This window comes from Streptomyces sp. NPDC046881 (assembly GCF_040645015.1).
Classification (GTDB): Bacteria; Actinomycetota; Actinomycetes; order Streptomycetales; family Streptomycetaceae; genus Streptomyces.
Genome location: NZ_JBEYXJ010000124.1, coordinates 1 through 23,328, shown reverse-complemented (window position 1 = coordinate 23,328; position 23,328 = coordinate 1). Strand labels below are relative to the sequence as shown.

Sequence of the window (23,328 nt, the reverse complement as noted above, 5' to 3'; positions counted from 1 at the left end):
GTCCTCGGCGTCCCTCAACCCCGCACGGGGTGCGGCCGGCGGGTGGAGGCCAATCGTGTGCTCTTCGCACCCGGCCCCTCACACGGCCCTGACCTGCCGGAACCCTTCCCGGCTAGGCCGTGTGGGGGGCCGTTCGCGCCACCCGTTCACCGCATTGCCGACCCCGCCTCGGCAAGCGGATCTCCCCGACTGCGACTTACCTCGGAAGGGCAGGGGCGCACCCCTGGACGAGTCGGACAAGCTCTGGGGAGCACCATGCGACGCACTGCCCGTCTGCTGGCCGGTACCGCGCTCGCCGTGGCCGCCGCGGCACCCGCCCACGCCGTGGAGACCGGCCGTCTGGACGTCTACCCGTCCACCGTGGCGCCCGGTGGCCAGGTCTCGGTGAACACGGCCGCGTGCGGGGACGCGGGCGCCGCGACCGGGGACGCGGGCGCGGTCGGTGCCGGCACGTTCATGCTGGCGCCCAGTGCGCACGAGGGCGAGGCGATCGGCCAGTTCCGGGTGCCGCCGAGCGCGCAGCCGGGGACGTACGAGATCGTCGCCCGGTGTGCCGTGGGCGACCGGCAGGTGACGGGCGATCTGGTGGTGGCGTTGAGCGCGGCGCACGAGCAGGTGCAGCCGCGGGGAAGCGTGAAGACGGGGGTCGGCGGCGGACTGGGCCCCGACCCCGTGCAGACCGCGGCGGGTGTGGCGGCGCTGGCCGTCGCCGCCGCGGGCGGTACCTGGCTCCTGCATCGCCGGGCGAGAGGCGACGGGATCTGACGGACACCCTCCGCTGTCCGTCCGCCGGTACCGCACATCCCGCCCCCTCCGGGTCCGACGCCCCTCGCGGCCCGGAGGGGGAGGGTGCTTCGGGGGTCCGCCCCCGGGAGAGGGGTTTGCCATGCGCAGGAACGCCGGGAGCGGCCGGTACGGCGGCGCGGGGTGCGGCGGCGGTGCCGGGTGCGGCTGCTGCGCCGCGTGCGGTCACGGCGCCGGGTCCGGCAGCGGCGGCAGGTGGAGCAGGGGCCGCCGGCGGAGCCGCGGCGGCGGGCGGGGCAGGGCCGCCCGGCTCGGCGACACCGCCATAGCCGCCGTCACCGTCGTGGCCCTCGGCTCCGGCGTGTGGCTGCTGGGCGGCGGCACCCGCCCCGGCACACCCCCGCAGCCGGCGGCCGCCGAGGGCCGCCCGGACCCGGCCGGTGAACGGGCCGGCGCCCCCGCGCTCGCCCCGTCCCCGCCGCTGCGCATCCGCATCCCCGCGATCCGGGTGAACGCACCCTTGACGGGCCTGGCCCTCACCCGCTCCGGCAACCTGGACGCGCCGCCCGCCAAGGAGAAGAACCTCGCCGGCTGGTACGAGGCCGGCACCACCCCCGGCGAGACGGGCACCGCGATCGTCGCCGGGCACGTCGACAACACCGAGGGCCCCGCCGTCTTCTACGACCTGGGCGCGCTCAAGCGGGGCGCCCGCATCGAGGTGGACCGCCGGGACGGCACGGTGGCCGTGTTCACCGTGGACGCGGTGGAGGTGTACTCGGCGCACGACTTCCCCGACGACAAGGTGTACGGCGCGGCCCCCCGGCCCGAGCTGCGCGTCATCACCTGCGGCGGGGGCTACTCCAGGACCACCGGCTACCAGGGCAACGTGGTGGTGTTCGCCCATCTGACGGGCAGCCGCTGAAGGCAAGGTGCGGCCCGGGACGGCTCAGTGCGGCGCCGGTGCCCCGCCCAGGACGTGTCTCCTGCCCCAGCTGCCGAGCGGCTCCAGCGCCTCGTTCAGCTGGAGGCCGCTCTGGGTCAGCGTGTACTCGACGCGGGGCGGCACCTCGTCGTACTCCTCGCGGTGCACCACTCCGTCGGCCTCCAGCTCGCGCAGCTGGGCGGCGAGCACCTTCTCCGTGACGCCGGGCAGCTGCCGGCGCAGCTCACCGAAGCGGCACGTGCCGCATTCGCCCAGCACCCACAGGATCGACACCTTCCACTTGCCGTCGATGATGTCCATCGCCGCGTCGGTCCCGCACATGTACGCCCCCGGCCGCCGTCCCACCGGCATGGTCCTCCCCCTTCCGACCCGCACGCTTTCCCGCTGGTAACCACCCACTTGCAAGTACGTACTTCTGCGCGGCGGTTCCACGGGTGAGCCTAGTCGCCATGACCGACACCTCCCTTTCCTCTTCCTCCGCACCCCGTACTCCCCTGACCCTGCTCGGCACCGGTGCGATGGGCACCGCGCTCGGGCGGGCCTGGCTCTCCGCCGGGCACCCGCTGACCGTCTGGAACCGCACGCCCGAGCGGACGGCCGCGCTGACCGCCGAGGGCGCGGTGGCGGCGGGCAGCGCGGCGGAGGCGGTGGCCGCGAACCGGCTCGTCGTGGCCTGTCTGCTGGACGACGCCTCGGTGGGCACCGCCCTGGACTCCGCCGAGCTGGCCGGCCGGGACCTGGTGAACCTCACCACCGGCACCCCCGCCGACGCCCGGGAGCGCGCCGCCTGGGCCGAGAAGCGGGGCGCCCGGTTCCTGGACGGCGGGATCATGGCCGTACCGCCGATGATCGGCGCGCCCGGCGCCTTCGTGCTCTACAGCGGCCACCAGGAGCTGTTCGAGGAGCACCGGGACACCCTCGCCGTCCCGGCCGGCACCGAGTACGTCGGCGCCGACCCCGGTCTCGCCGCGCTGCACGACGTGGCGCTGCTGAGCGGGATGTACGGCATGTTCGCGGGGATCACCCACGCGTTCGCGCTGCTGCGCGGGACGGAGGTGGCGCCCCAGGGCTTCGCCGCGCTGCTCGTGCCCTGGCTGGACGCGATGGCCGGCATGGCGCACGAGACCGCCGAACGCCTGACCTCCGGCGACTACACCACCGGGGTCGTCTCCAACCTGGCGATGCAGGTCGCGGGCAGCGAGACGCTGCTGCGCACGGCCGCGGAACAGGGCGTGAGCGCGGAACTGCTCACCCCGTTCCTGCACCTGATGCGCGACCGCCTGGCGGCGGGCCACGCCGAGGAGGACACCACCGGCCTGGTGGACCTGCTGCGCACCCGCTGACCGGTCCCCGCCTCACAGCCCTCCCCCGGGCCCGCGCAGTCCCCTCACACAGGGTGCGCCGCCCCGCTGAGGGCAGCGTTCCTCCCGGGAAACAGAGGTGATGCTGCCGGGTAACGTCCGGGCCGCACGCTCGTGGCATGACCTCGAATACGCGTGTGGTGGTGATCGGCGCCGGCCTCGCGGGCGTACGGCTCGCCCGGCGGCTCGGCGACCTGGGCACGCCCGCGCTGCTCGTGGGCGACGAGGAGCACGCCCCGTACAACCGGGTGCTGCTGGCCGAGGTGCTGGCCGGCCGGTACGCGCCGGAGGTGATCACGCTTCCGCCGCCCGCCGGCCTGCTGCGCACCCGGGTCACCGGCATCGACCGGGCCGCCCGGACCGTCGACTGCGCCGACGGCATGTCGATCGCATACGACACGCTGGTCCTGGCCACCGGCTCCAACCCGGTGCTGCCGCCGCTGCGCGGCCTGTTCGGCCCGGACCACCAGCTCCCCGAGGGCGTCCACGCGTTCCGCACCATGGACGACTGCCTGGGCCTGGCCAAGGCCGTGCGGCCGGGCGTGCGGGCGGTCGTCATCGGCGGCGGGCTCCTCGGGGTCTCCGCGGCCCGCGCGCTCGCCGTCCGCGGCGCCCAGGTGGTGCTCGCCCAGCAGGCCGAGCGGCTCATGGAGCGCCAGCTCGACCCGGACGCCTCCCGGCTGGTGCTGCGGCACCTGACCGGCCTGGGCGTCGAGGTGCACACCGAGTGCCGGGTCCGGGACGTGCGCTGCGTCGCCGGCGCGGTCCGGTCGGTGGAACTGGCCGACGGCTACGCCCTCGACGCCGACCTCGTGGTCCTGGCCTGCGGGGTACGGCCGCGCACGGGCCTCGCCGAGCAGGCGGGCCTGGCCGTACGCAAGGGCGTCCTCGTGGACGACGAGCTGCGCACCTCCGACCCGCACATCCACGCCATCGGCGACTGCGCCCAGCACGACGGCACGGTCTACGGCCTGGCCGCCCCGGCCCTCGAACAGGCCGACGCGCTCGCCGCACTGCTGACAGGCGACTCCGGTGCCCGCTACACCGGCACCCGTTCCCTGACCCGGCTGACCCTGACCGGTCCGGACTCCCCCTTCGACCTCGCCGCGTTCGGCGAGACGGAGGCCCGTCCCGGCGACGACGTGGTGCGGCTGACCGACGCCACCCGCGGCACCTACCGCAAGGTCGTCGTCCGCGACGACCGCCTGGTCGGCGGGGTCCTCGTCGGCGAACTCGGCACCGTCGGCGCGCTCGCCCGCGCCTGGGAGGGAGCAGAGCCGCTCCCCGACGACGGTCCCCTGCTCCACCTGCTCACCAACGATGGAGGCTCCTGAATGTCCGCCACCCTGGGGGCCACCCCCACGATCGTGCTCGTCGGCCACGGCATGGTCGGCCAGCGCTTCCTCGAAGCGCTCGCCGAGCGCGGCCTGACCGCCACGCACCGCGTGGTCGTGCTGTGCGAGGAGCCGCGTCCGGCCTACGACCGCGTGCAGCTCACCTCGTACTTCTCCGGGAAGACGCCGGAGGACCTCTCCCTGACCGACATGGAGTTCGTCAAGGACCACGGCATCGAGCTGCACATCGGTGACCCGGCCGAGACGATCGACCGCGAGGCGAGGAAGGTGACCGCCCGCTCGGGGCTCACCGTCGACTACGACGTCCTCGTGCTGGCCACCGGCTCCTACCCGTTCGTCCCGCCGGTCCCCCACAAGGACGCCACCGGCTGCTTCGTCTACCGGACCATCGAGGACCTGCTGGCCATCGAGGAGTACGCGCGGACGAAGGCCACCACGGGTGCCGTCGTCGGCGGCGGCCTGCTCGGCCTGGAGGCGGCCGGCGCCCTCAAGGGTCTCGGGGTCGAGGCGCACATCGTGGAGTTCGCGCCGCGGCTGATGCCGGTGCAGGTGGACGACGGTGGCGGCACGGCGCTGCTGCGGACCATCGAGGGCATGGGCCTGAGCGTGCACACCGGTGTGGGCACGCAGGAGATCGTCGTCGACGAGACCGGTGCCGTCACCGGCATGAAGCTGTCCGACGGCTCCGAACTCGCCACCGACATGGTGGTGTTCAGTGCCGGCGTCCGCCCCCGCGACCAGCTGGCCCGCGCCGCGGGCCTCAGGGTCGGCGAGCGCGGCGGCATCGCGGTGGACGAGCAGTGCCGGACCGTCTCCGACCCGCACGTGTTCGCGATCGGCGAGTGCGCGCTGGCCGCGGACGGCCGGGTGTACGGCCTGGTGGCGCCGGGTTACGAGCAGGCGGAGACGGCGGCGGCGACGATCGCCGAGGACGAGGCCTCCTTCACCGGAGCCGACCTGTCCACCAAGCTCAAGCTGCTCGGCGTGGACGTGGCCTCCTTCGGCGACGCCCACGGCACCACCGAGGACTGCCTGGACGTCGTCTACTCCGACTCCCGCGCCGGCCTGTACAAGAAGCTGGTCATCGGCCGGGACGGCACGCTGCTCGGCGGCATCCTGGTCGGCGACGCGGAGGCGTACGGCACCCTGCGCGCGCTCACCGGTTCGGTGCCGCCCATCTCCCCCGAGTCGCTCGTCCTGCCCGTCGGAGCCGACTCGGGGGCCCAGCTCGGCCCGTCCGCACTGCCGGACGAGGCGATCGTCTGCTCCTGCCACAACGTCAGCAAGGGCACGATCCGCGGCGCGGTCACCGAGCACAAGTGCACCAGCGTGCCCGAGGTGAAGAAGTGCACCAAGGCCGGTACCGGCTGCGGCAGCTGTGTGAAGGTGCTGGGCCAGCTGGTCGACGCCGAACTGGAGGCGTCCGGCGTCGAGGTCGACAAGGGCCTGTGCGGCTGCTTCTCCCAGACCCGCGAGGAGCTGTACGAGATCGTCCTCGCGCTGCGCATCGCGTCGTACCAGGAACTGCTGGACCGCTACGGCCGCGAGGGCGCCCGGGGCGGCGACGGCTGCGAGGTGTGCAAGCCGGCGGTCGGCTCGATCATCGCCTCCCTCGCCCCCACGATCGGCGCGAGCGGCTACGTCCTGGACGGCGAGCAGGCCGCGCTGCAGGACACCAACGACCACTTCCTCGCCAACCTGCAGAAGAACGGCTCGTACTCGGTGGTGCCGCGGATCCCCGGCGGGGAGATCGCGCCCGAGAAGCTGATCGTGATCGGTGAGATCGCCCGGGACTTCGGCCTCTACACGAAGATCACCGGCGGCCAGCGGATCGACATGTTCGGCGCCCGCGTGGAGCAGCTGCCGCTGATCTGGGCGCGGTTGGTGGACGCCGGCTTCGAGTCGGGGCACGCGTACGGCAAGTCGCTGCGCACGGTGAAGTCCTGCGTGGGCTCCACCTGGTGCCGGTACGGCGTGCAGGACTCGGTCCGGATGGCGATCGACCTGGAGCTGCGCTACCGGGGCCTGAGGTCCCCGCACAAGCTGAAGTCGGCCGTGTCCGGGTGCGCCCGCGAGTGCGCGGAGGCCCAGTCGAAGGACTTCGGCGTGATCGCCACCGCGAACGGCTGGAACCTGTACGTCGGCGGCAACGGCGGCGCCACTCCGCGCCACGCCGACCTGCTGGCCCAGGACCTGTCCGACGCCGAACTGGTCCGGCTGATCGACCGGTTCCTGATGTTCTACATCCGTACGGCGGACCGTCTGGAGCGGACCAGCACCTGGCTGGAGCGCATCCCCGGCGGCCTGGAGCACGTACGGGACGTGGTGGTGCACGACTCGCTCGGCATCTGCGACGAGCTGGAGAAGCTCATGCAGGCGCACGTCGCCCACTACCGCGACGAGTGGGCGGAGACCGTCAACGACCCCGAGAGGCTGGCCCGGTTCGTGTCCTTCGTGAACGCGCCGGACACCCCGGACCCGGTCGTCTCCTTCGTCCCCGAGCGCGACCAGATCAAGCCCGACCTGCCGCTGCTGACCATCGGTCTGCGGCCCGCCGACGACGTCCTGGAAGGAAGCGCCCAGCGATGACCCTGGCAGTTGAGACGACCGAACTGAAGGTCCAGCTCCAGCTGGCGGACGAGTGGTTCACGGTCTGCGACCTGAGCATGCTGGTCCCCGGCCGCGGGGTGGCCGCCCTGCTGCCGGACGGCCGCCAGGTGGCGCTGTTCCGCGACCGCGCCGACCGGCTGTACGCCGTCGACAACCGCGACCCGTTCACCGGCGCGGCCGTCCTGTCCCGCGGCCTGACCGGCACCCACCAGGGCCGCCCGTTCGTGGCGTCCCCGCTGCTGAAGCAGCGCTTCGACCTGGCCACCGGGGAGTGCCTGGACGACGCGTCGGTGCGGGTGGCCGCCTACGAGGTGCGCGCCCTCTAGGTTTCTTGACCGACCGTTCCAACAAGCCTAGGCTGCGGGACGTGGCCAGGACCAAGGAATTCGACCCGGACGCCGCGCTGCAGTCAGCCCTGGAGCTGTTCTGGCAGCGCGGCTACGAGGCGACGTCGATGGCCGACCTGGTCGAGCGCCTGAGCATCGGCAAGGCGAGCCTGTACGCCACCTTCGGCAGCAAGCACGAGCTGTACCTGAGGGCGCTGGACCGGTACGGGCAGGCGCAGGACCCGCGGCTGACGCGGGAGCTGTCCCCGCCCGGCCCGGTACTGCCGGCCGTGCGCGCGCTGGTCCGGCGGTTCGCCGCCGAGGCCGCCGCCGAGGCGACCCGGGAGCAGGGCTGCCTGGTCACCAACACGGCGGTCGAACTCGCCCCGCACGACCGGGAGGCCGCCCGCCGGGTGGAGCACAGCTGGGACACCCTGGAGACCCTGCTGCACTCCGCCCTGGTCCGCGCCCGGGCGCAGGGCGAGCTGGCCCGGGACCGCGATCCGCTGGCCCTCGCCCGGCTGCTGCTGGTGCTGCTCCAGGGACTGCGGGTGGTCGGCAAGGCCTCCACGGACCCGGCCCGGGTGCGGGACGCCGCCGAGCAGGCCCTGGCGCTGCTGGACACCTGACCACGACGACGGAGAACGCGCTTCCGGTGGGAGGCGCGTTTTTCTCGCCCCTCATACTGAACCGATCGGTCAAGAAAAGGACTCACCATGATGCACCGCTTCACCGGCCGGACCGCTCTCGTCACCGGCGCCGGCTCGGGCATCGGCCGCGGGGTGGCGCTCGCCCTCGCCCGGGAGGGCGCCCGGGTCGTCGTCGCCGGCCGGCGCCGTGACCCGCTCAACGAGACCCTGGCGCTGATCGAGGACGCGGGCGGCAAGGGGCTCGCCGTCACCGCCGACGTCTCCCGCGCCGCCGACCTGCACGCCCTCGTGACCGCCGCCGTGGACCGGTTCGGCTCGCTGGACGTGGCGGTGAACAACGCCGGGGTCCTGGCGGGCCGGGGGCAGGCGGTCGGCGACCTGGCCGAGGCGGACTGGCGGCGGATGCTCGACATCAACGTCACCGGTGTCTTCCTCGCCCTCCAGGCCGAGATCGCCCGGATGCGCACCCAGCCGGACGGCGGCGCGATCGTCAACGTCGCCTCCCGGCTCGGCGTGCACAGCCGGCTGCCCGGCACCGCCGGCTACGCCGCCGGCAAGGCGGCCGTCTCGGTCCTCACCCGCGCCGCCGCCCTCGACCACATCGCCGACGGGATACGCATCAACGCCGTCAGCCCCGGCGCCACCGCCACGGACATGTCGTACCGGGACGGGGAGACCGAGGCCGGCCGGGCCGCGCGCATGCGCACCGAGGTGCCGCTCGGCCGGGTCTCCACCGTCGCGGAGGTGGCCGCCGCGGTGCTGTACCTGGCCTCGGACGACGCGGCCTCGGTGGTCGGCGCCGACCTGGTGGTCGACGGCGGCTCCACGGCCTGAGCCCCGCGGCCCGTCAGTCGATCCCGGACCGCTCGACACCCGCCACGATCCACCGCTGGAAACACAGGAACACCAGCAGCAGCGGCAGGATCGACACGGCCGCCGCGACGAACAGCTCGTGCAGCCGTACGACCTGGGCGGTGGTGAACGAGGACAGGGCCACCTGCACCGTCCAGGCGCTCTGGTCCTGCCCGATCACCAGCGGCCACAGGAAGGAGTTCCACGCGCCGAGGAACACGATGGTGCCGACGGCCGCGAACACCGGGCGGGTGTTGGGGACGACGACGAGCCAGTACGTCCGCCAGTAGCCCAGCCCGTCCACCTGCGCCGCGTCCTCCAACTCCCGTGGGAACCCGAGGAAGTACTGCCGGAAGACGAAACAGGCGAACGCGGAGAACAGGGTGGGGACGATCAGTCCGCGCAGCGTGGAGACCCAGCCCAGCGACGACACCAGCACGAAGCCGGGTACGAAGGTGACGGCCGCCGGGACCAGCAGGGTGCCCAGGATGCCGTAGAAGACCTTGTCCGCGTGCCGGTAGGGGATGCGGGCGAGGCCGTACCCGGCGAGGGAGGCGAGGAGCAGGGTGCCGAGGGTGGTGGCGACGGCGATCAGCGCGGAGTTGAGCAGGGACCGCGCGAAGGGCACGGAGGGGTCGCCGAACAGCTCGCCGATGTTCCCCCACTCCAGCTCCGCCGGGAAGAAGGTCCATCCGGGCGAGGTGAGGTCGCGCTCCCTGGACAGTCCGTTGCGCACCAGCAGGTAGAAGGGGATCAGGAAGAACAGGGCGAGCGCGATCAGCAGCGCCAGCCGCAGCGCCCGCCCGGCCCGCACCAGGGCGTCATCCATCGCCGTCCGTCCTTCCCAGCCTCAGCCAGCGCGCCTGCCCCACCGTGACGACGGCGACGACCAGCGCGAGGAGCACCGCGCCGGCGCTGCCGAGCCCCAGGTTCTGCCCCTGCCCGAGGGCGGTGTAGTAGAGGTAGACCAGGGGCGGGCGGGCGTACGGCGGATAACCCCGCGCGTCGGACAGGAGGTTGTAGAACTCGTCGAAGGCCTGGAAGGCGTTGACGACGAGCAGCAGCACCACCGCGACCGAGGTGGCGCGCAGCTGGGGCAGGGTGATGTGCCGCAGCACCGTCCAGCCGGGCCGGGCCCCGTCGACGGCCGCCGCCTCGTACAGCACCGGGTCGATCCGCTGGAGCCCGGCCAGGAAGAGGATCATGTAGAACCCGGCTTGCAGCCACAGCCGTACGGTCACCAGGACCAGCCAGTACCAGGGCGGATCGGTGGTGGCCAGCCAGGCGACGGGTTCGCCGCCGAACCAGCCCAGCACGGTGTTGGCCAGCCCGAACCGCACCCCGTTGAACAGCGACATCCGCCAGATCAGCGCGGCCACCACATAGCTGCACGCGGCCGGCAGGAAGAACACGGACCGGAAGAAGGCCCGGGCGCGCCGGACCCGGTTGACCATCAGGGCGAGGGAGAGCGAGAACACGTAGGTGACGGGCACGATGAAGGCGGTGAACAGCACGAACGTCTTCAGGCCGGCCACGAACGCGTCGTCCCGCAGCAGGGCCGTGTAGTTGTCCAGGCCGACGAAGTGCGTGGGCGTGACGGTGTTGTGCGCGTCGAAGAAGCTGAGCGCCACGCTCCACAGCAGCGGGACGTACGTGAACAGGGCGAGCCCGAGCGCGAACGGCCCGACGAACACCCAGAACCAGAGCGCCCTGCGCCGCCTCACGACGGCTTCTTCGCGTTCTTCACGCGGTCGAGTTCGGCCGACACCTTCCGTACGACGGCCCGCAGTTCACGCTCCGGGCTCGCGCCGTCCCGGATGATCCGGCTGAGCGCGTCCTGGTAGGCGGTCTGGCTCGCCGGGGTCCACAGCAGCGGCTGGGCGTAGCCGTGGTCGGTGGCGAACCGCACGGCGTCGGCGGCGGGACCGTCCTCGAGCGCGGTGGCCTTCTCCGCGAGCGAGATCCGGGCGGGGATGTGGAAGCCGTAGGAGAGCGCGAAGTCCTCCTGGTAGTCGGTGTGGTCCACCCACAGCCACTTCACATACTCCTTGGCCACCTCCTGGTGCCGGCTGCGCGCGCTGACCGCGGCCCCGTACGCGCCGACGGGCACGGAGGGCCGGCCCCGGCCGCCGTCCGCCGGGAAAGGCAGCACCCCGAAGTCGTCGCCGAGTTCCTTGCGCACCTGCGGCAGCGCCCACAGCCCGGACCACTGCATCGCGGTCAGCCCCTGGAGGAAGGCGGACGGGTCGGACCAGTCGGCGGGCGCGCCGAGGAGCAGGGACTCGTCGGTGTGGAACCGGTGCAGCTTGCCGAGGGTGCGGGCGGCGGCGGGGTCGTCGAATCCGACCCTGCCGTCGTCGGTGACGAGCGGGAACCCCGCCGCGTACAGCGGGGTCCCGCCCAGCACGCCCGCTCCGCCGTCGTTGCCCAGGAAGAGCCCCTTCACCGTGCCCGTGGTGAGCCGGCGGGCGGCGTCGACCAGGGCGTCCAGGGTGGTGGGCGGTGCGAGGCCGGCCTTCTTGAGCAGGCTCTTGCGGTAGTAGAGCAACTGCGTGTCGACGACCTGCGGAATGCCGTACACCCGCCCGCGGTACGTCTTCGGCCCGAGCACGGCCGGATTGAAGTCGTCCCGCACCCCCTCCACCAGCTCGGTGAGATCGAGCACCTGCCCGCCCTGGATCTGGTCCAGTGTCGGCCCGTTGACCTCGAAGACGTCGGGCCCGGAGTCGGTGAGCAGCGCGGCGGCGGTCTGCTGGTCGTAGTTCCCCGGCCGCCACTGCACCGTGACGTGCGCCTTCCCGAAGGCGGCGGCGTACCGCCGGACGGCCTGCTGCGTCCCGGGCTCGCCGTACTGGTGGTACCACTGCGTCAGCGAACCCCCGCCGCTCCGCCCGGTGTTGGACCCGCAGGCGGCGAGCAGCCCGGCGCCCGCGGCCAGCAGTCCCCTACGTCCGATCGCCATCATGTGCCCCCTGACGTCCGTCATCGATGCACAGCCCAACGATCAACCATGCAGGTCGATTACGAAAGACGCGTTGCGGCCGTGTGTCCCCCTCGGCGAACGCCGGACGCGGCTGCATCCGGAACACGTGCCACCGTCTTGGGGGGACGCCATGAGCAACCCGTACATCGTCGCCGGCCTCGCCCCCACCTGTCCCGGGCCGCGGACCGCTGGGCGGCCCTGACCTCGGAGGACACGTACGAGCAGGGCCTGCGCGCCCTGGTGACCGGCCTGCTGACCGCCCCCTGACCCGCGGGGCGGCGGAACCGCCCGCCCCCCGTGGTCGTCTTGTGCGCTGGCTGTGCACGAGCAGGAAGACGGGGGGACGTGGCGATGCGGAACATGACGAAGGCCGGGCTGGTGGTGGTCGCCATGGCGACGGTGCTCGGGGCCTCGGCCTGCGGCGGGGAAGCCGGGGGCGGCGGCGGGAGGCCGCCCGCGCACGCGAAGGCGGAGTCGGCGGCGGTGTCTCCCGGAGCCGTGGGCGAGTTGTCCGCGGTCGCGCACAGCGGGGTGCCGTCCCTCACCCGCCACGTGCCGTGGAACCTGGACATCCTGGACCAGCGGTCACGGCCGCTGAACGGGCGGTTCACCACCACCGCCACCGGCAAGGGCGTCCACGTCTACGTGATCGACACGGGGATGGACATCACCCACAAGGAGTTCGGCGGACGCGCCCGCCTCGGCGCCGACTTCGTGGGCCGCAAGGACTCCGGTGACTGCTTCAGCGAGGACGGGGGCGGCCACGGCACGTTCGTCGCGGGTGTCATCGGCGGGGCGAAGTACGGGGTCGCGCCCGGGGCGCAGCTCGTACGGGTCCAGGGCATCCTGTGCGAGAGCGAGGGCGGCGGCTCCCCGGCGGCGGCGGAGGCGGCCGTGGTGAAGTCGGTCAAGTGGGTGACCGCGCACGCGCAGAAGCCCGCGGTGGTGAACATGTCGCTCAACTTCGACCACCGGTCGGCGGCCGTGGACTCCGCCGTGAAGAAGATGGTCGACGCGGGGATCCCGACGGTGGTGTCGGCCGGCAACTACCGTGACGACGCCTGCAGGCACTCCCCGGCCGGTGTGCCCGGCACGATCGTCGTGGCGGCCTCCACCCCCAAGGACCGCCCGTGGGACGAGGGCGGCTCCTACGGATCCGGCTACGGACGGTGCGTGGACCTGTACGCGCCCGGACAGAAGGTGACCGCCGCCCTCGCCGGCGGCGGTACGACCACGGAGGACTACGGCGCGACGTCCTGGGCCGCGCCCCATGCGACCGGCGTGATCGCGCTGTACCTGTCGGCCCACCCCCGGGCCACGGCCCGGGAGGTCCATGTCTGGCTCGACCGCACGGCCACCCGCGGTGTCCTGCACGGCGTCCGCGCCGACACTCCGAACCGGCTGCTCAACACCGGCGGCCTCTGACCCGCCCCGGCCGCGGACGCACCGAAGGGGCGACACCCGCCGCACCGGAGTGTCGCCCCTTCTCTTTCGTGCGCCGGAGCCGCCGCCGATCGGTGAGGGTCGGGGACCGACGGCGGCTCCGGGGACCGGGTGGGTCAGCGGTGGTCGCTGCCCGCCGACTGGGTGGCCGCCCGGCCGGCCTCCAGGCGGGCGACCGGGATGCGGAACGGGGAGCAGGAGACGTAGTCCAAGCCCGCCTCGTGGAAGAAGTGGACCGACTCCGGGTCACCGCCGTGCTCGCCGCAGACGCCCAGCTTGAGGTCGGGGCGGGTGCGCCGGCCGGCCTCCGCGGCCGCCTTCACCAGGGAGCCGACGCCGTCCTTGTCGATCGTCTCGAACGGGCTGACGCCGAAGATGCCCTTCTCCAGGTACGCCGTGAAGAACGAGGCCTCCACGTCGTCCCGGCTGAAGCCCCACACCGTCTGGGTCAGGTCGTTCGTGCCGAAGGAGAAGAACTCCGCGGCCTCCGCGATCTGGCCCGCCGTGAGGGCGGCGCGCGGCAGCTCGATCATCGTGCCGATCGCCAGCTTCAGCTGCGTACCGGTCGCCGCCTCGACCTCGGCGATGACCTGGTCCGCCTCCTCGCGGACGATCTCCAGCTCCTGGACCGTGCCGACGAGCGGGATCATGATCTCGGCGCGCGGGTCGCCCTTGGCCGCCTTGCGCTCGGCCGCCGCCTCCGCGATCGCGCGGACCTGCATGGTGAACAGGCCGGGGATGACCAGGCCGAGGCGCACACCGCGCAGACCCAGCATCGGGTTCTGCTCGTGCAGGCGGTGCACCGCCTGGAGCAGGCGCAGGTCGTTCTCGTGCGGCTCCTGCCGGGACTCCGCCAGCGCCACCCGGACCGAGAGCTCCGTGATGTCCGGCAGGAACTCGTGCAGCGGCGGGTCGAGCAGGCGGATGGTGACGGGCAGGCCGTCCATCGCCTCGAAGAGTTCGACGAAGTCCTTCTTCTGCAGGGGCAGCAGCTCCCGCAGGGCGGCCTCGCGCTCCTCCTGCGTGTCGGCGAGGATCAGCTTCTCGACCATCTCCCGGCGCTCGCCGAGGAACATGTGCTCCGTGCGGCACAGGCCGATGCCCTGGGCGCCGAAGCGGCGGGCGCGCAGCGCGTCCTCGGCGTTGTCGGCGTTGGCGCGCACCCGCAGACGGCGCTTGCGGTCGGCGAAGGCCATCATGCGGTGCACGGCCTCGACCAGCTCGTCGGCGTCGTCGGCACCGGGGTGCATCCGGCCCTCGAAGTACTCCACCACGGGGGACGGGACGACCGGGACCTCGCCGAGGTAGACCTTGCCGGACGAGCCGTCGATGGAGATGAGGTCGCCCTCCTCCACGATGTGCCCGCCGGGGACCGTCATCCGGCGGCGCTTGGTGTCGACCTCCAGCTCCTCCGCGCCGCAGACACAGGTCTTGCCCATGCCGCGGGCGACGACGGCCGCGTGCGAGGTCTTGCCGCCGCGCGAGGTGAGGATGCCCTCCGCCGCGATCATGCCGTCCAGGTCGTCGGGGTTGGTCTCCCGGCGGACCAGGATCACCTTCTCGCCCGAGCGGGACCACTTGACCGCGGTGTACGAGTCGAAGACCGCCTTGCCGACCGCCGCACCCGGGGACGCGGCGATACCGCGCGCCACCTGCTCGACCTTGGCGTGCTCGTCGAAGCGCGGGAACATCAGCTGGGCCAGCTGGGCGCCGGTGACGCGCTGGAGCGCCTCCGTCTCGTCGATCAGGCCCTGGTCCACCAGCTGGGTGGCGATGCGGAAGGCGGCACCGGCGGTGCGCTTGCCGACGCGGGTCTGGAGCATCCACAGCTGACCGCGCTCGATCGTGAACTCGATGTCGCAGAGGTCCTTGTAGTGGTTCTCCAGCGTCTCCATGATCTGCATGAGCTGGTCGTACGACTTCTTGTCGATCTGCTCCAGCTCGGCGAGCGGGACGGTGTTGCGGATGCCCGCGACGACGTCCTCGCCCTGGGCGTTCTGCAGGTAGTCGCCGTAGACGCCCTGGTGGCCCGAGGCGGGGTCGCGGGTGAACGCGACGCCGGTGCCGGAGTCGGGGCCGAGGTTGCCGAAGACCATCGAACAGACGTTGACGGCCGTGCCGAGGTCGTGCGGGATGCGCTCCTGGCGGCGGTACAGCTTGGCGCGGTCGCCGTTCCAGGAGTCGAAGACCGCCTTGATGGCGAGGTCCATCTGCTCGCGCGGGTCCTGCGGGAAGTCCCGGCCGGCCTCCTTCTTGACGATCTTCTTGAAGGTGGCGACCAGCTTCTTCAGGTCCGCGGCCTCGAGGTCGGTGTCGACCGTGACCTTCTTGGCGGCCTTGGCCTTGTCGAGCGCCTCCTCGAACAGCTCGCCGTCGACGCCGAGGACGGTCTTGCCGAACATCTGGATGAGGCGCCGGTAGGAGTCCCAGGCGAACCGCTCGTCGCCGGCCTGGGCGGCCAGGCCCTGCACCGACTTGTCCGACAGGCCGATGTTGAGGACCGTGTCCATCATGCCGGGCATGGAGAACTTGGCGCCGGAGCGGACGGAGACCAGCAGCGGGTCGTCGGCCTGGCCCAGCTTCTTGCCCATCTTCGCCTCGAGGGCGTCGAGGTGCGCACTGACCTCGTCACGCAGTGCCGCGGGCTCCTCGCCGCTCTCCAGGTAGACCTTGCAGGCCTCCGTGGTGATCGTGAAGCCGGGAGGGACCGGGAGACCCAGGTTGGTCATCTCGGCGAGATTGGCACCCTTGCCGCCGAGAAGGTCCTTGAGGTCCTTGTTGCCCTCGGTGAAGTCGTAAACGAACTTCGCTACGTGGGGTTCTTTGTTTTCCGACACGGGTCTCGACTCCTTGAGGCCACGGTGGCTGCCCTGACGGCCAGGAACATACCCAGATCAAAGGTTCCTGGGTACGTCCACTTGCCCGTCATGCGCCTGTAACCACTCGTCCGCCAGCGGATCGAAAGTCAAGGCTTGGCAAGCGAAGCCGGCCGTATGTTTTCACTTCTTGAAGACAACCGCGCGCACAGGTGCGGTTTTCCGCTCAGATGAGCATCCTCCCCCACGATTGATTTCGGTCGCTGAACGATCAAAGGGTGGCACCCAGTGCCACCCTTTGGAGAAGTGCAGCCGTGCTTGATCCGCTCATCTGAGCGCAACCCTTATCAAGGGTGGCGAGAATCACGCTGCCACAGAGCGCCTCGTTTCACCATGCGGACCCCCTGACGGACGCCGACCAGCAGCGGAAACGGCCCTGTCACACGCCCATCCGGGACAGCCGCTCCTCCGCCCGCTCCGGCGCGTACAGGTGCTCCACCACCAGCGCCCCGGCGCCGATCAGCCCCGCCCGGTCGCCGAGCCGGGAGGTGACGACCTCCAGATGAGCGGTGGAACGAGGGAGCGCCCGCTGGTAGAGCAGCTCGCGCACACCGGTGAGGAAGGGCGTGCCGGCGAGGTCGCCCGCGATCATCAGCACGCCCGGGTTGAGCAGCGTCACGACCGTCGCCAGCACGTCGCCGACCTGGCGCCCGGCCTCCCGGGCCAGCGCGGCGGCCTCCGGGTGCCCGGCGGCCAGCAGGTCCCGCACGTCCGAGCCGGAGGCGGCCGGCACCCCGTTCGCGGCCAGCCGCCGGGCCACGGCGCCACCGCTCGCCACGGCCGCGAGACAGCCGTACGACCCGCACCGGCACAGCGCGTCGGCGCCCACCCGGATGTGCCCGATGTCGCCGGCGCCGCCGTCGACGCCCCGGTAGACCGACCCGTCCACGACCACCCCGGCGCCGATGCCCGTGGACACCTTGACCAGCACGAAGGCCGTGCAGTCGGGGTATCCGGTGCGCTGTTCGCCGTAGGCCATGAGGTTGGCGTCGTTGTCGACCAGGACCGGCACCGCAGGGGCGCCGGTGTGCTCGGTGAAGGCGCGGGAGAGCCGGCCGCGGATGTCGTAGCCGTCCCAGCCCGGCATGATCGGCGGCTGCACCACCAGGCCGGTCTCGCTGTCCACCGGGCCCGGCACCGCGAGCCCGATCCCGCAGACCTCCTCGCCGGTGTGCCCGGCCTTGGTCAGCAGCTCGCCGAACCAGCGGCCCAGCTCGGCCAGGAGGGCGTCCGGACCGTCCTCCACCACCAGCGTGCCGGCGTGCTCGGCGAGGATCTCGCCGGTCAGGGAGAGGACGGCCGCGCGGGCGTGCCGGGTGTCCAGGTCGGCGGCGAGGACCACCGCGTGGGAGTCGTCGAACTCCAGGGTGATGGAGGGGCGGCCGCCGAGCGGGGAGTCGACCGGGCCGCCGGCGCCCTCGCGCAGCCAGCCCGCCCGGAACAGCCGGTCCAGGCGCTGGCCGACGGTGGCCCGGGACAGCCCGGTGGCCTGCTGGAGCGCGCCCCGCGTCACGGCCCGTCCACTGCGCACCAGTTCGAGCAGATCGCCGGCTCCCGCCTGGCCTCCGCTCTTGCCGGTCCTTCCCGGACGTCCCGTCATGCGCACCCCCTTGTGTTCCTCAAGCTTGCATTACATAGTGAGTTTTGCGTGTTAAATAGACGTAACCCTACGGTGGCCGCAGCCAAACCCGCGCGGCCGGACGTCTTCGGGGAGCCCCGAGTGGATCGCACCGCCCAGCTCACTGCCCGTCCCATCCAGCGCGAGATCGCATACGATCCACCGGCCGCACCCATGGCCACGGCGTCGCTGCACGTCAGAGCGGCCGAGGTACTGGAGGCGAACTGGACGGGCGGCTCGACCGTGCCGTCCCGGAACCTGTACCCCCACCAATGGTCCTGGGACTCCGCGTTCATCGCCATCGGGCTGCGGCACGTGTCGCCGCTGCGGGCCCAGACCGAGCTGGAGACGCTGCTGGCCGCCCAGTGGGGCGACGGTCGCGTCCCGCACATCGTGTTCAACCCCTCCGTACCGCTGGACGCGTACTTCCCGAGTCCCGACTTCTGGCGCTCCTCCACCGCCGGGCGCGGCGCGGGCGCCCCGCGCACCGTACAGACGTCCGGCATCGTGCAGCCACCGGTACACGCGCTGGCCGCCTGGCTGGTGCACCGCGCCGACCCCGGGCTGTCCGCGGCCCGCGGTTTCCTGGCCCGGGTGTACCCGCGGCTGGCCGCCTGGCACCGGTACCTGCTGCACCGGCGGGACCTGGGCGGCGGCGGCCTCGCGTGCGTGGTCCACCCCTGGGAGCAGGGCATGGACAACAGCCCCTGCTGGGACGCCCCGCTCGCCCGGATCACCCCGGCCCCGGCCCGCTCCTTCCGCCGTGCCGACCTCGACCACGGGGCGGCCGAGGACCGGCCGACGGATCTGGACTACGGGCGCTACGTGCGGCTGGCCGCGGACTACCGGGACGCCGGATACGCCGACGGGGAGGCGGAGTTCGCCGTGGAGGACCCGGCGTTCAACGCCCTCCTCATCGCCTCCGAGTACGCCCTCGCCCGGATCGCCGAGGAACTGGGCGCGACCGGCTCCGCCCGCCGGGCCCGCGCCGAACGGCTGACGGCGGCGCTGGTGGAGCGCCTGTGGGACGAGAGGTCCGGCCTGTTCCTGTGCCGCGACCTACGGGACACCCCCTCACCCACCGACCGCGCCCCCTCCGCAGCCGCCACCGCCCCCGGCGCCTCTGACCCCGGCCGCACACAGGAGCGCCGCACCTCCGAACCCGCACCCGAACCCCGCTCTCCCCACCCCGGCCCCCCGCCCCGCACCCCCGGCCTCATCCCCGAGCGCGGTGTCTCCGGGCTGGTTCCGTTGGTGTTGCCCGGGCTGCCGCGGGACATCGTCGCCGCGCTGGTCCGTACCGTGGGCGGGCCGCACTTCTCGGTCGGGGACCGTACCCGGCTGGTGCCGAGCTACGACCTGCTCGGCGAGGCCTTCGACCCGCACCGGTACTGGCGCGGGCCGGCCTGGTTCAACACGAGCTGGCTGCTGGAGCACGGGCTGCGCACGCACGGCGAGCGGGAGCGGGCCGACGCCCTGCGCGAGGCGGTGCTGGAAGTCGCCGGCACCAGCGATTTCGCCGAGTACGTCGACCCGTACACCGGCGAGGCCTGCGGCGCCACCGGCTTCAGCTGGACGGCGGCCCTCGCGCTCGACCTCCTGCACCGGCGACCCACACCGCACGAGCGTCAAAAGCTGGACAAGAGCGAACAAAATGGCGCACCCCCCACGGACACCGCACCGTTCGACAGGAGTGACAGAGGAGGGGACCGGGGATGACGGACCGGCATCATCTGCTTGTGCACGGCGCCACCTTCGCCGCCGTGGGCGACCGCGGCGACATCAGCGGAGTGCGGGGCGGCAACTCCCCGGACGGGTTGTTCGTCCGGGACGCCCGGCACCTCAGCCGCTGGCAGCTCACCGTCGACGGCACCGTGCCCGAGGTGCTCACCCCGGTGACGGACGGGGACGAGGCCCGCTGCGTGCTGGTCCCACGCAGCGGCCGGCAGGAACCCCCGGCGCACACCCTGTTCCGGGAACAGGCCGTCGGGGACAGCTCGTTCGTGGAGTCGATGAAGGTGACCAGCAACCGTCCGGTGCCCACCACCGTCCGGCTCGCGCTCACCGTCGACGCCGACTTCACCGACCAGTTCGAACTCCGCTCCGACCACCGCACCTACACCAAGTCCGGCGCCGTACGCTCCCGCGAAGTCCTCGACGACGGCATCGAGTTCACCTACCGGCGCGCCGAATGGCGGTCCTGTACGACGATCACCGCCGACCCGCCCCCCGACGCCGTGGAGGAGACCGGGACCGGCGCCCGCCGCCTGGTGTGGACCCTCGACCTCGCCCCGCACGGGACGACCGAGCTGCTGCTCCGGGTGATCGCCCGCCCGCACGGCGACAAGCGCGCCGTCCGCGTGCCCCGCGACCCCGCCGCCGTGCACGACCAACTCCTCGCCCGGGAAGCCGAGTTCATGGAGGGCGTGGCCTTCCCGACCGGCTGGCCGGAGCTGGCCGCGGCCTGCGCCCGGGGCCTGGCCGACCTGGCGGCGCTCCAGGTCCCGGCCACCGGACCGGACGGCGAGGAACTGCGCGTACCGGCGGCCGGCGCCCCCTGGTTCCTCACCCTGCTCGGCCGCGACGCCCTGCTCACCTCCCTGTTCACCCTGCCCTACCGCCCGCAGCCGGCCGCCGCCACCCTCCTCGCCCTGGCCGCCACCCAGGCCACGGAGACCGGCGGCTCCCCGGTCGCCCAGCCCGGCAAGATCGTGCACGAGGTGCGGCACGGCGAGCTGGCCCACTTCGGCCAGGTGCCGTTCGCCCGCTACTACGGCTCGGTCGACGCCACCCCGCTGTTCCTGGTCCTGCTCGGCGCGTACGTCGAGCGGACCGGGGACACGGAGCTGGCCCGCCGGCTGGAGCCGCACGCCCGGGCCGCCATCGGCTGGATGCTCGACCACGGCGGCCTGACCTCCCGCGGCTACCTCGTCTACCGCGCCGACGAGGGCGGCCTCGCCAACCAGAACTGGAAGGACTCCCCCGGCGCGATCTGCTGCGCCGACGGCACCCGGCCCACCGGCGCGGTGATGGCGGCGGGCGCCCAGGGCTACGCGTACGACGCGCTGCGCCGTACGGCGGGGCTGGCGCGGGCGGTGTGGGCCGACGAGACGTACGCCGCGCTGCTGGAGCAGGCCGCGGCCGACCTCCGGGACCGTTTCCAGCGGGACTTCTGGATGCGCGAGCGGTCCTTCCCGGCGCTGGCCCTGGACGGGCGGGGCCGGCAGATCGACGCGCTGGCCTCCGACGCCGGACATCTGCTGTGGTCGGGGCTGCTGGACAAGGAGTACGGCGAAGTGGTGGGCCGGCGGCTGCTGGAGCCGGACTTCTTCTCCGGGTGGGGCGTCCGCACGGTGGCCTCGGGCCAGGCGGCGTACCACCCGCTGTCCTACCACCGGGGCTCGGTCTGGCCGCACGACAACGCGCTGATCACGCTGGGGCTCGCGCGGTACGGGCTGCACGACGAGGCCCGTACGGTCGCCCACGCGCTGGTCGACGCGGCGACGACGGGCGGGCACCGGTTGCCGGAGGCGCTGGCGGGGTACGGGCGTGCTTCGCACACCTCACCGGTGCCGTATCCGCACGCGTGCGGGCGGGAGGCCCGGTCCGCCGCGGCGCCGCTCGCTCTGCTGACGGCGGTCGGGGGCGCCTGAGCCGTACCGCCGGCCGGGTTGACCAGGTGTTTGCCTGGCCGGGGTGAACGGGGGCTCCCGGGGCGTCGTACGGGAGGGTATGAGTGCGCTCCAGTCAGCCGAGGACGTGGCCGAAGAGATCACCGAACCCGCCCCACGCCCGTCCCGCCGCCCCTGGACCGTGTGGTCCGCGTGGCGGCGGCGCTGGCGGGAACAGCATCCAGCCGCCGCGCAGGCCCTGTCCGTGAGCGTCACCGTGCTGGCCGCCCTGCTCGTCGTCGCCGCGCTGGTGATGCCCAACACCGTGGTCCGGCTCGGGCCCGCCAAGTTCCTGCGGATACCGGCCGAGGCGATCATCGGGGCCGCCGTGCTGCTCGCGCTGCCGCGGCGGCCCCGGGTGGTGCTGGCGGCGGTGTCCGGGATGCTGCTCGGGGCGATGACCGTGCTGAACGCGCTCGACATGGGGTTCAACCAGTACCTGGGCCGCAACTTCAACGTCGTCCTGGACTGGAGCCTGTTCGGCGACGCGGAGTCGTACCTGGAGGACTCCCTCGGGCGTACGGCGACCCTCGCGGCCGTGGGCGGGGTGATCGCCCTCGTGCTGCTGCTCTTCGTCCTGCTCGCGCTGGCCGTGGTCCGGCTGGCCGACCTCCTGGCCCGGCACCCCGGCACCGCGACCCGCGGCACCCTGGTCGCCGGGGTCGTCTGGATCACCTGCTCCTCCCTCGGGCTGCAGATATCCGGGGTGCCGATCGCCTCCGACCGGACCGCGAACGCGCTGAAGATCCAGGCCCGCCGGGTCTCGGACACGCTGAAGGACGAGGCGGAGTTCCGGAAGGTGGCCCGGGTCGACGCGTTCGGGAACACGCCCGGCGGTCAGCTGGTGCCCGACCTGCGCGGCAAGGACGTGATCTTCACGTTCATCGAGAGCTACGGCCGCAGCGCGATCGAGGACCCGGTCATGGCGCCCGGTGTGGACCGGACCCTCGACGTCCGCACCAAGGCCCTGGCCAAGGCCGGCTTCCACGCCAAGAGCGGCTGGCTGACCTCGGCGACCTACGGCGGCAGCAGCTGGCTCGGCCACTCCACCACCATGTCGGGGCTGTGGATCAGCAACCAGCAGCGCTACCGCACGGTCATGGCCAGCGACCACCTCAGCCTGACGGAGGCGTTCCGCAAGACCGGCGCGTTCGACACGGTCGGTGTCATGCCGGGCGTGCAGAAGGGGTGGCCGGAGCAGAAGTGGTACGGCCTGGACAAGGTCTACAACGCCTTCCAGCTCGGCTACCAGGGACCGAAGTTCAGCTGGTCGACCATGCCCGACCAGTACGCGCTCCAGCAGTACCAGGAGCGGGTGCACAGCAAGCCGGCGCCCGCCGGGAAGACCCGGATGTCGCTGCTCATCCTGACCTCCAGCCACCAGCCGTGGGCGCCCATCCCGAAGATGGTGGACTGGGACCGGCTCGGTGACGGCTCCGTCTTCAAGGGCATCGAGGCGGCGGGCAACAAGGCGGCCGACGTCATCGCCGACAGCAGCAGGTCCCGCGAGGAGTACGGCAAGTCGATCCAGTACTCGGTGACCGCGCTGACCGAGTGGCTGGAGCGCTACGGCACGAAGGACACCGTGCTGGTCTTCCTCGGCGACCACCAGCCCATCTCCCGGGTCAGCGGCAACCACGCCAGCCGTGACGTGCCGGTGTCGGTCGTCGCCAAGGACCCCAGGATGCTCGACAAGATCGCCGACTGGAACTGGACCGACGGCCTCCGCCCGGCCCACGACGCGCCCGTCTGGAAGATGAGCTCCTTCCGGGACCGCTTCCTGAGGGCCTACGGCTCGACTCCCCACCCGAAACACGGCTGACCCCGGGGGCTCCCTCCCAGCCGACCGAGTCGGGTGGTGGGTGGGCGAGGCCGGGGTCCAGGGGTGGAGCCCCT

18 protein-coding genes and 1 pseudogene are annotated in these 23,328 nt (G+C 72.7%); 13 read left to right on the top strand and 6 right to left on the bottom strand.

Going from position 1 to position 23,328, the window contains the following annotated elements; all coding sequences use genetic code 11:
* Positions 1–255 precede the first annotated feature (255 nt).
* Positions 256–765 (top strand): hypothetical protein, encoded by a 510-nt coding sequence (locus tag ABZ923_RS35900; RefSeq protein WP_361480737.1) that lies wholly within the window; start codon positions 256–258, stop codon positions 763–765.
* A 304-nt stretch (positions 766–1,069) separates the two neighbouring features.
* Positions 1,070–1,666, top strand: coding sequence for a class F sortase (locus tag ABZ923_RS35895; RefSeq protein ID WP_361480746.1), 597 nt, complete (start codon positions 1,070–1,072; stop codon positions 1,664–1,666).
* Between the two features lie 24 nt (positions 1,667–1,690).
* Here the strand turns inward: ABZ923_RS35895 and ABZ923_RS35890 are convergent, their stop codons facing one another.
* A complete protein-coding gene (locus ABZ923_RS35890; RefSeq protein ID WP_361480734.1) occupies positions 1,691–2,038 on the bottom strand; it encodes a helix-turn-helix domain-containing protein in 348 nt (115 codons plus the stop codon).
* Positions 2,039–2,136: 98 nt separating this feature from the next.
* On the opposite strand from ABZ923_RS35890, the gene ABZ923_RS35885 reads away from it, so the two are divergent.
* The 6 genes from ABZ923_RS35885 (at position 2,137) to ABZ923_RS35860 (ending at position 8,823) form a co-directional block, all read left to right on the top strand.
* Positions 2,137–3,030 (top strand): NAD(P)-binding domain-containing protein, encoded by an 894-nt coding sequence (locus tag ABZ923_RS35885; protein ID WP_361480731.1) that lies wholly within the window; start codon positions 2,137–2,139, stop codon positions 3,028–3,030.
* Positions 3,031–3,167: 137 nt separating this feature from the next.
* Positions 3,168–4,382 carry an FAD-dependent oxidoreductase gene (locus tag ABZ923_RS35880; protein ID WP_361480728.1) on the top strand — a complete coding sequence of 405 codons (1,215 nt, stop codon included), beginning with the start codon at positions 3,168–3,170 and terminating at the stop codon, positions 4,380–4,382.
* Positions 4,383–6,992: a nitrite reductase large subunit NirB gene (gene nirB, locus ABZ923_RS35875; protein WP_361480726.1), complete on the top strand. Its 2,610-nt coding sequence runs from the start codon at positions 4,383–4,385 to the stop codon at positions 6,990–6,992. It begins immediately after the preceding gene.
* Positions 6,989–7,339, top strand: a complete 351-nt coding sequence (nirD, locus tag ABZ923_RS35870) for a nitrite reductase small subunit NirD (protein WP_361480723.1) — start codon at positions 6,989–6,991, stop codon at positions 7,337–7,339. The genes nirB and nirD overlap by 4 nt, the downstream gene beginning before the upstream one ends.
* Before the next feature lie 41 nt (positions 7,340–7,380).
* Complete coding sequence (locus ABZ923_RS35865; RefSeq protein ID WP_361480720.1) at positions 7,381–7,968, top strand: helix-turn-helix domain-containing protein; 588 nt, start codon at positions 7,381–7,383, stop codon at positions 7,966–7,968.
* Between the two features lie 87 nt (positions 7,969–8,055).
* Positions 8,056–8,823, top strand: coding sequence for a glucose 1-dehydrogenase (locus ABZ923_RS35860; protein ID WP_361480717.1), 768 nt, complete (start codon positions 8,056–8,058; stop codon positions 8,821–8,823).
* Positions 8,824–8,836: 13 nt separating this feature from the next.
* Here ABZ923_RS35860 and ABZ923_RS35855 read toward each other — a convergent pair whose 3' ends face one another.
* Genes ABZ923_RS35855 through ABZ923_RS35845 form a run of 3 tightly spaced genes read right to left on the bottom strand, consistent with a single transcriptional unit; the run spans position 8,837 to position 11,803 of the window.
* Positions 8,837–9,670 (bottom strand): carbohydrate ABC transporter permease, encoded by an 834-nt coding sequence (locus ABZ923_RS35855; RefSeq protein WP_361480714.1) that lies wholly within the window; start codon positions 9,668–9,670, stop codon positions 8,837–8,839.
* On the bottom strand, positions 9,663–10,565 hold the full coding sequence (locus ABZ923_RS35850; protein ID WP_361480711.1) for a sugar ABC transporter permease: 903 nt from the start codon (positions 10,563–10,565) through the stop codon (positions 9,663–9,665). The genes ABZ923_RS35855 and ABZ923_RS35850 overlap by 8 nt, the downstream gene beginning before the upstream one ends.
* A complete protein-coding gene (locus ABZ923_RS35845; protein ID WP_361480743.1) occupies positions 10,562–11,803 on the bottom strand; it encodes a sugar ABC transporter substrate-binding protein in 1,242 nt (413 codons plus the stop codon). The genes ABZ923_RS35850 and ABZ923_RS35845 overlap by 4 nt, the downstream gene beginning before the upstream one ends.
* A 183-nt stretch (positions 11,804–11,986) precedes the next feature.
* On the opposite strand from ABZ923_RS35845, the pseudogene ABZ923_RS35840 reads away from it, so the two are divergent.
* Positions 11,987–12,091, top strand: a pseudogene (locus ABZ923_RS35840) (TetR/AcrR family transcriptional regulator); the annotation flags it as partial.
* 84 nt (positions 12,092–12,175) lie between these two features.
* The gene (locus ABZ923_RS35835; RefSeq protein WP_361480708.1) at positions 12,176–13,249 is read left to right on the top strand and encodes a S8 family peptidase; all 1,074 of its coding nucleotides are present in this window, start codon (positions 12,176–12,178) and stop codon (positions 13,247–13,249) included.
* Between the two features lie 134 nt (positions 13,250–13,383).
* On the opposite strand, the gene ppdK is transcribed toward ABZ923_RS35835, so the two are convergent.
* Positions 13,384–16,104: a pyruvate, phosphate dikinase gene (gene ppdK / locus ABZ923_RS35830; protein ID WP_361480705.1), complete on the bottom strand. Its 2,721-nt coding sequence runs from the start codon at positions 16,102–16,104 to the stop codon at positions 13,384–13,386.
* A 418-nt stretch (positions 16,105–16,522) separates the two neighbouring features.
* Complete coding sequence (locus ABZ923_RS35825) at positions 16,523–17,743, bottom strand: ROK family protein (RefSeq protein WP_361480702.1); 1,221 nt, start codon at positions 17,741–17,743, stop codon at positions 16,523–16,525.
* Positions 17,744–17,863: 120 nt separating this feature from the next.
* Between ABZ923_RS35825 and ABZ923_RS35820 the strand changes: the two genes are divergently transcribed.
* The 3 genes from ABZ923_RS35820 to ABZ923_RS35810 all read left to right on the top strand — a co-directional run bounded on the left by ABZ923_RS35820 (position 17,864) and on the right by ABZ923_RS35810 (position 23,254).
* The gene (locus tag ABZ923_RS35820) at positions 17,864–19,480 is read left to right on the top strand and encodes a hypothetical protein (RefSeq protein ID WP_361480699.1); all 1,617 of its coding nucleotides are present in this window, start codon (positions 17,864–17,866) and stop codon (positions 19,478–19,480) included.
* Positions 19,477–21,414 (top strand): glycogen debranching N-terminal domain-containing protein, encoded by a 1,938-nt coding sequence (locus ABZ923_RS35815; RefSeq protein WP_361480696.1) that lies wholly within the window; start codon positions 19,477–19,479, stop codon positions 21,412–21,414. Before ABZ923_RS35820 ends, ABZ923_RS35815 begins: the two co-directional genes overlap by 4 nt.
* A 223-nt stretch (positions 21,415–21,637) precedes the next feature.
* Positions 21,638–23,254, top strand: coding sequence for a CDP-alcohol phosphatidyltransferase (locus tag ABZ923_RS35810; protein WP_361480740.1), 1,617 nt, complete (start codon positions 21,638–21,640; stop codon positions 23,252–23,254).
* Positions 23,255–23,328: the final 74 nt, after the last annotated feature.

Bases quoted from the DNA above. Each gene is read 5' to 3' on its own strand.
- ABZ923_RS35900 (WP_361480737.1), top strand. From the start codon at position 256: ATGCGACGCACTGCCCGTCTGCTGGCCGGTACCGCGCTCGCCGTGGCC.
- ABZ923_RS35825 (WP_361480702.1), bottom strand. From the start codon at position 17,743: ATGACGGGACGTCCGGGAAGGACCGGCAAGAGCGGAGGCCAGGCGGGA.
- ABZ923_RS35880 (WP_361480728.1), top strand. From the start codon at position 3,168: ATGACCTCGAATACGCGTGTGGTGGTGATCGGCGCCGGCCTCGCGGGC.
- nirD (WP_361480723.1), top strand. From the start codon at position 6,989: ATGACCCTGGCAGTTGAGACGACCGAACTGAAGGTCCAGCTCCAGCTG.
- nirB (WP_361480726.1), top strand. From the start codon at position 4,383: ATGTCCGCCACCCTGGGGGCCACCCCCACGATCGTGCTCGTCGGCCAC.
- ABZ923_RS35860 (WP_361480717.1), top strand. From the start codon at position 8,056: ATGATGCACCGCTTCACCGGCCGGACCGCTCTCGTCACCGGCGCCGGC.
- ABZ923_RS35835 (WP_361480708.1), top strand. From the start codon at position 12,176: ATGCGGAACATGACGAAGGCCGGGCTGGTGGTGGTCGCCATGGCGACG.
- ABZ923_RS35885 (WP_361480731.1), top strand. From the start codon at position 2,137: ATGACCGACACCTCCCTTTCCTCTTCCTCCGCACCCCGTACTCCCCTG.
- ABZ923_RS35845 (WP_361480743.1), bottom strand. From the start codon at position 11,803: ATGGCGATCGGACGTAGGGGACTGCTGGCCGCGGGCGCCGGGCTGCTC.
- ABZ923_RS35890 (WP_361480734.1), bottom strand. From the start codon at position 2,038: ATGCCGGTGGGACGGCGGCCGGGGGCGTACATGTGCGGGACCGACGCG.
- ABZ923_RS35815 (WP_361480696.1), top strand. From the start codon at position 19,477: ATGACGGACCGGCATCATCTGCTTGTGCACGGCGCCACCTTCGCCGCC.
- ABZ923_RS35855 (WP_361480714.1), bottom strand. From the start codon at position 9,670: ATGGATGACGCCCTGGTGCGGGCCGGGCGGGCGCTGCGGCTGGCGCTG.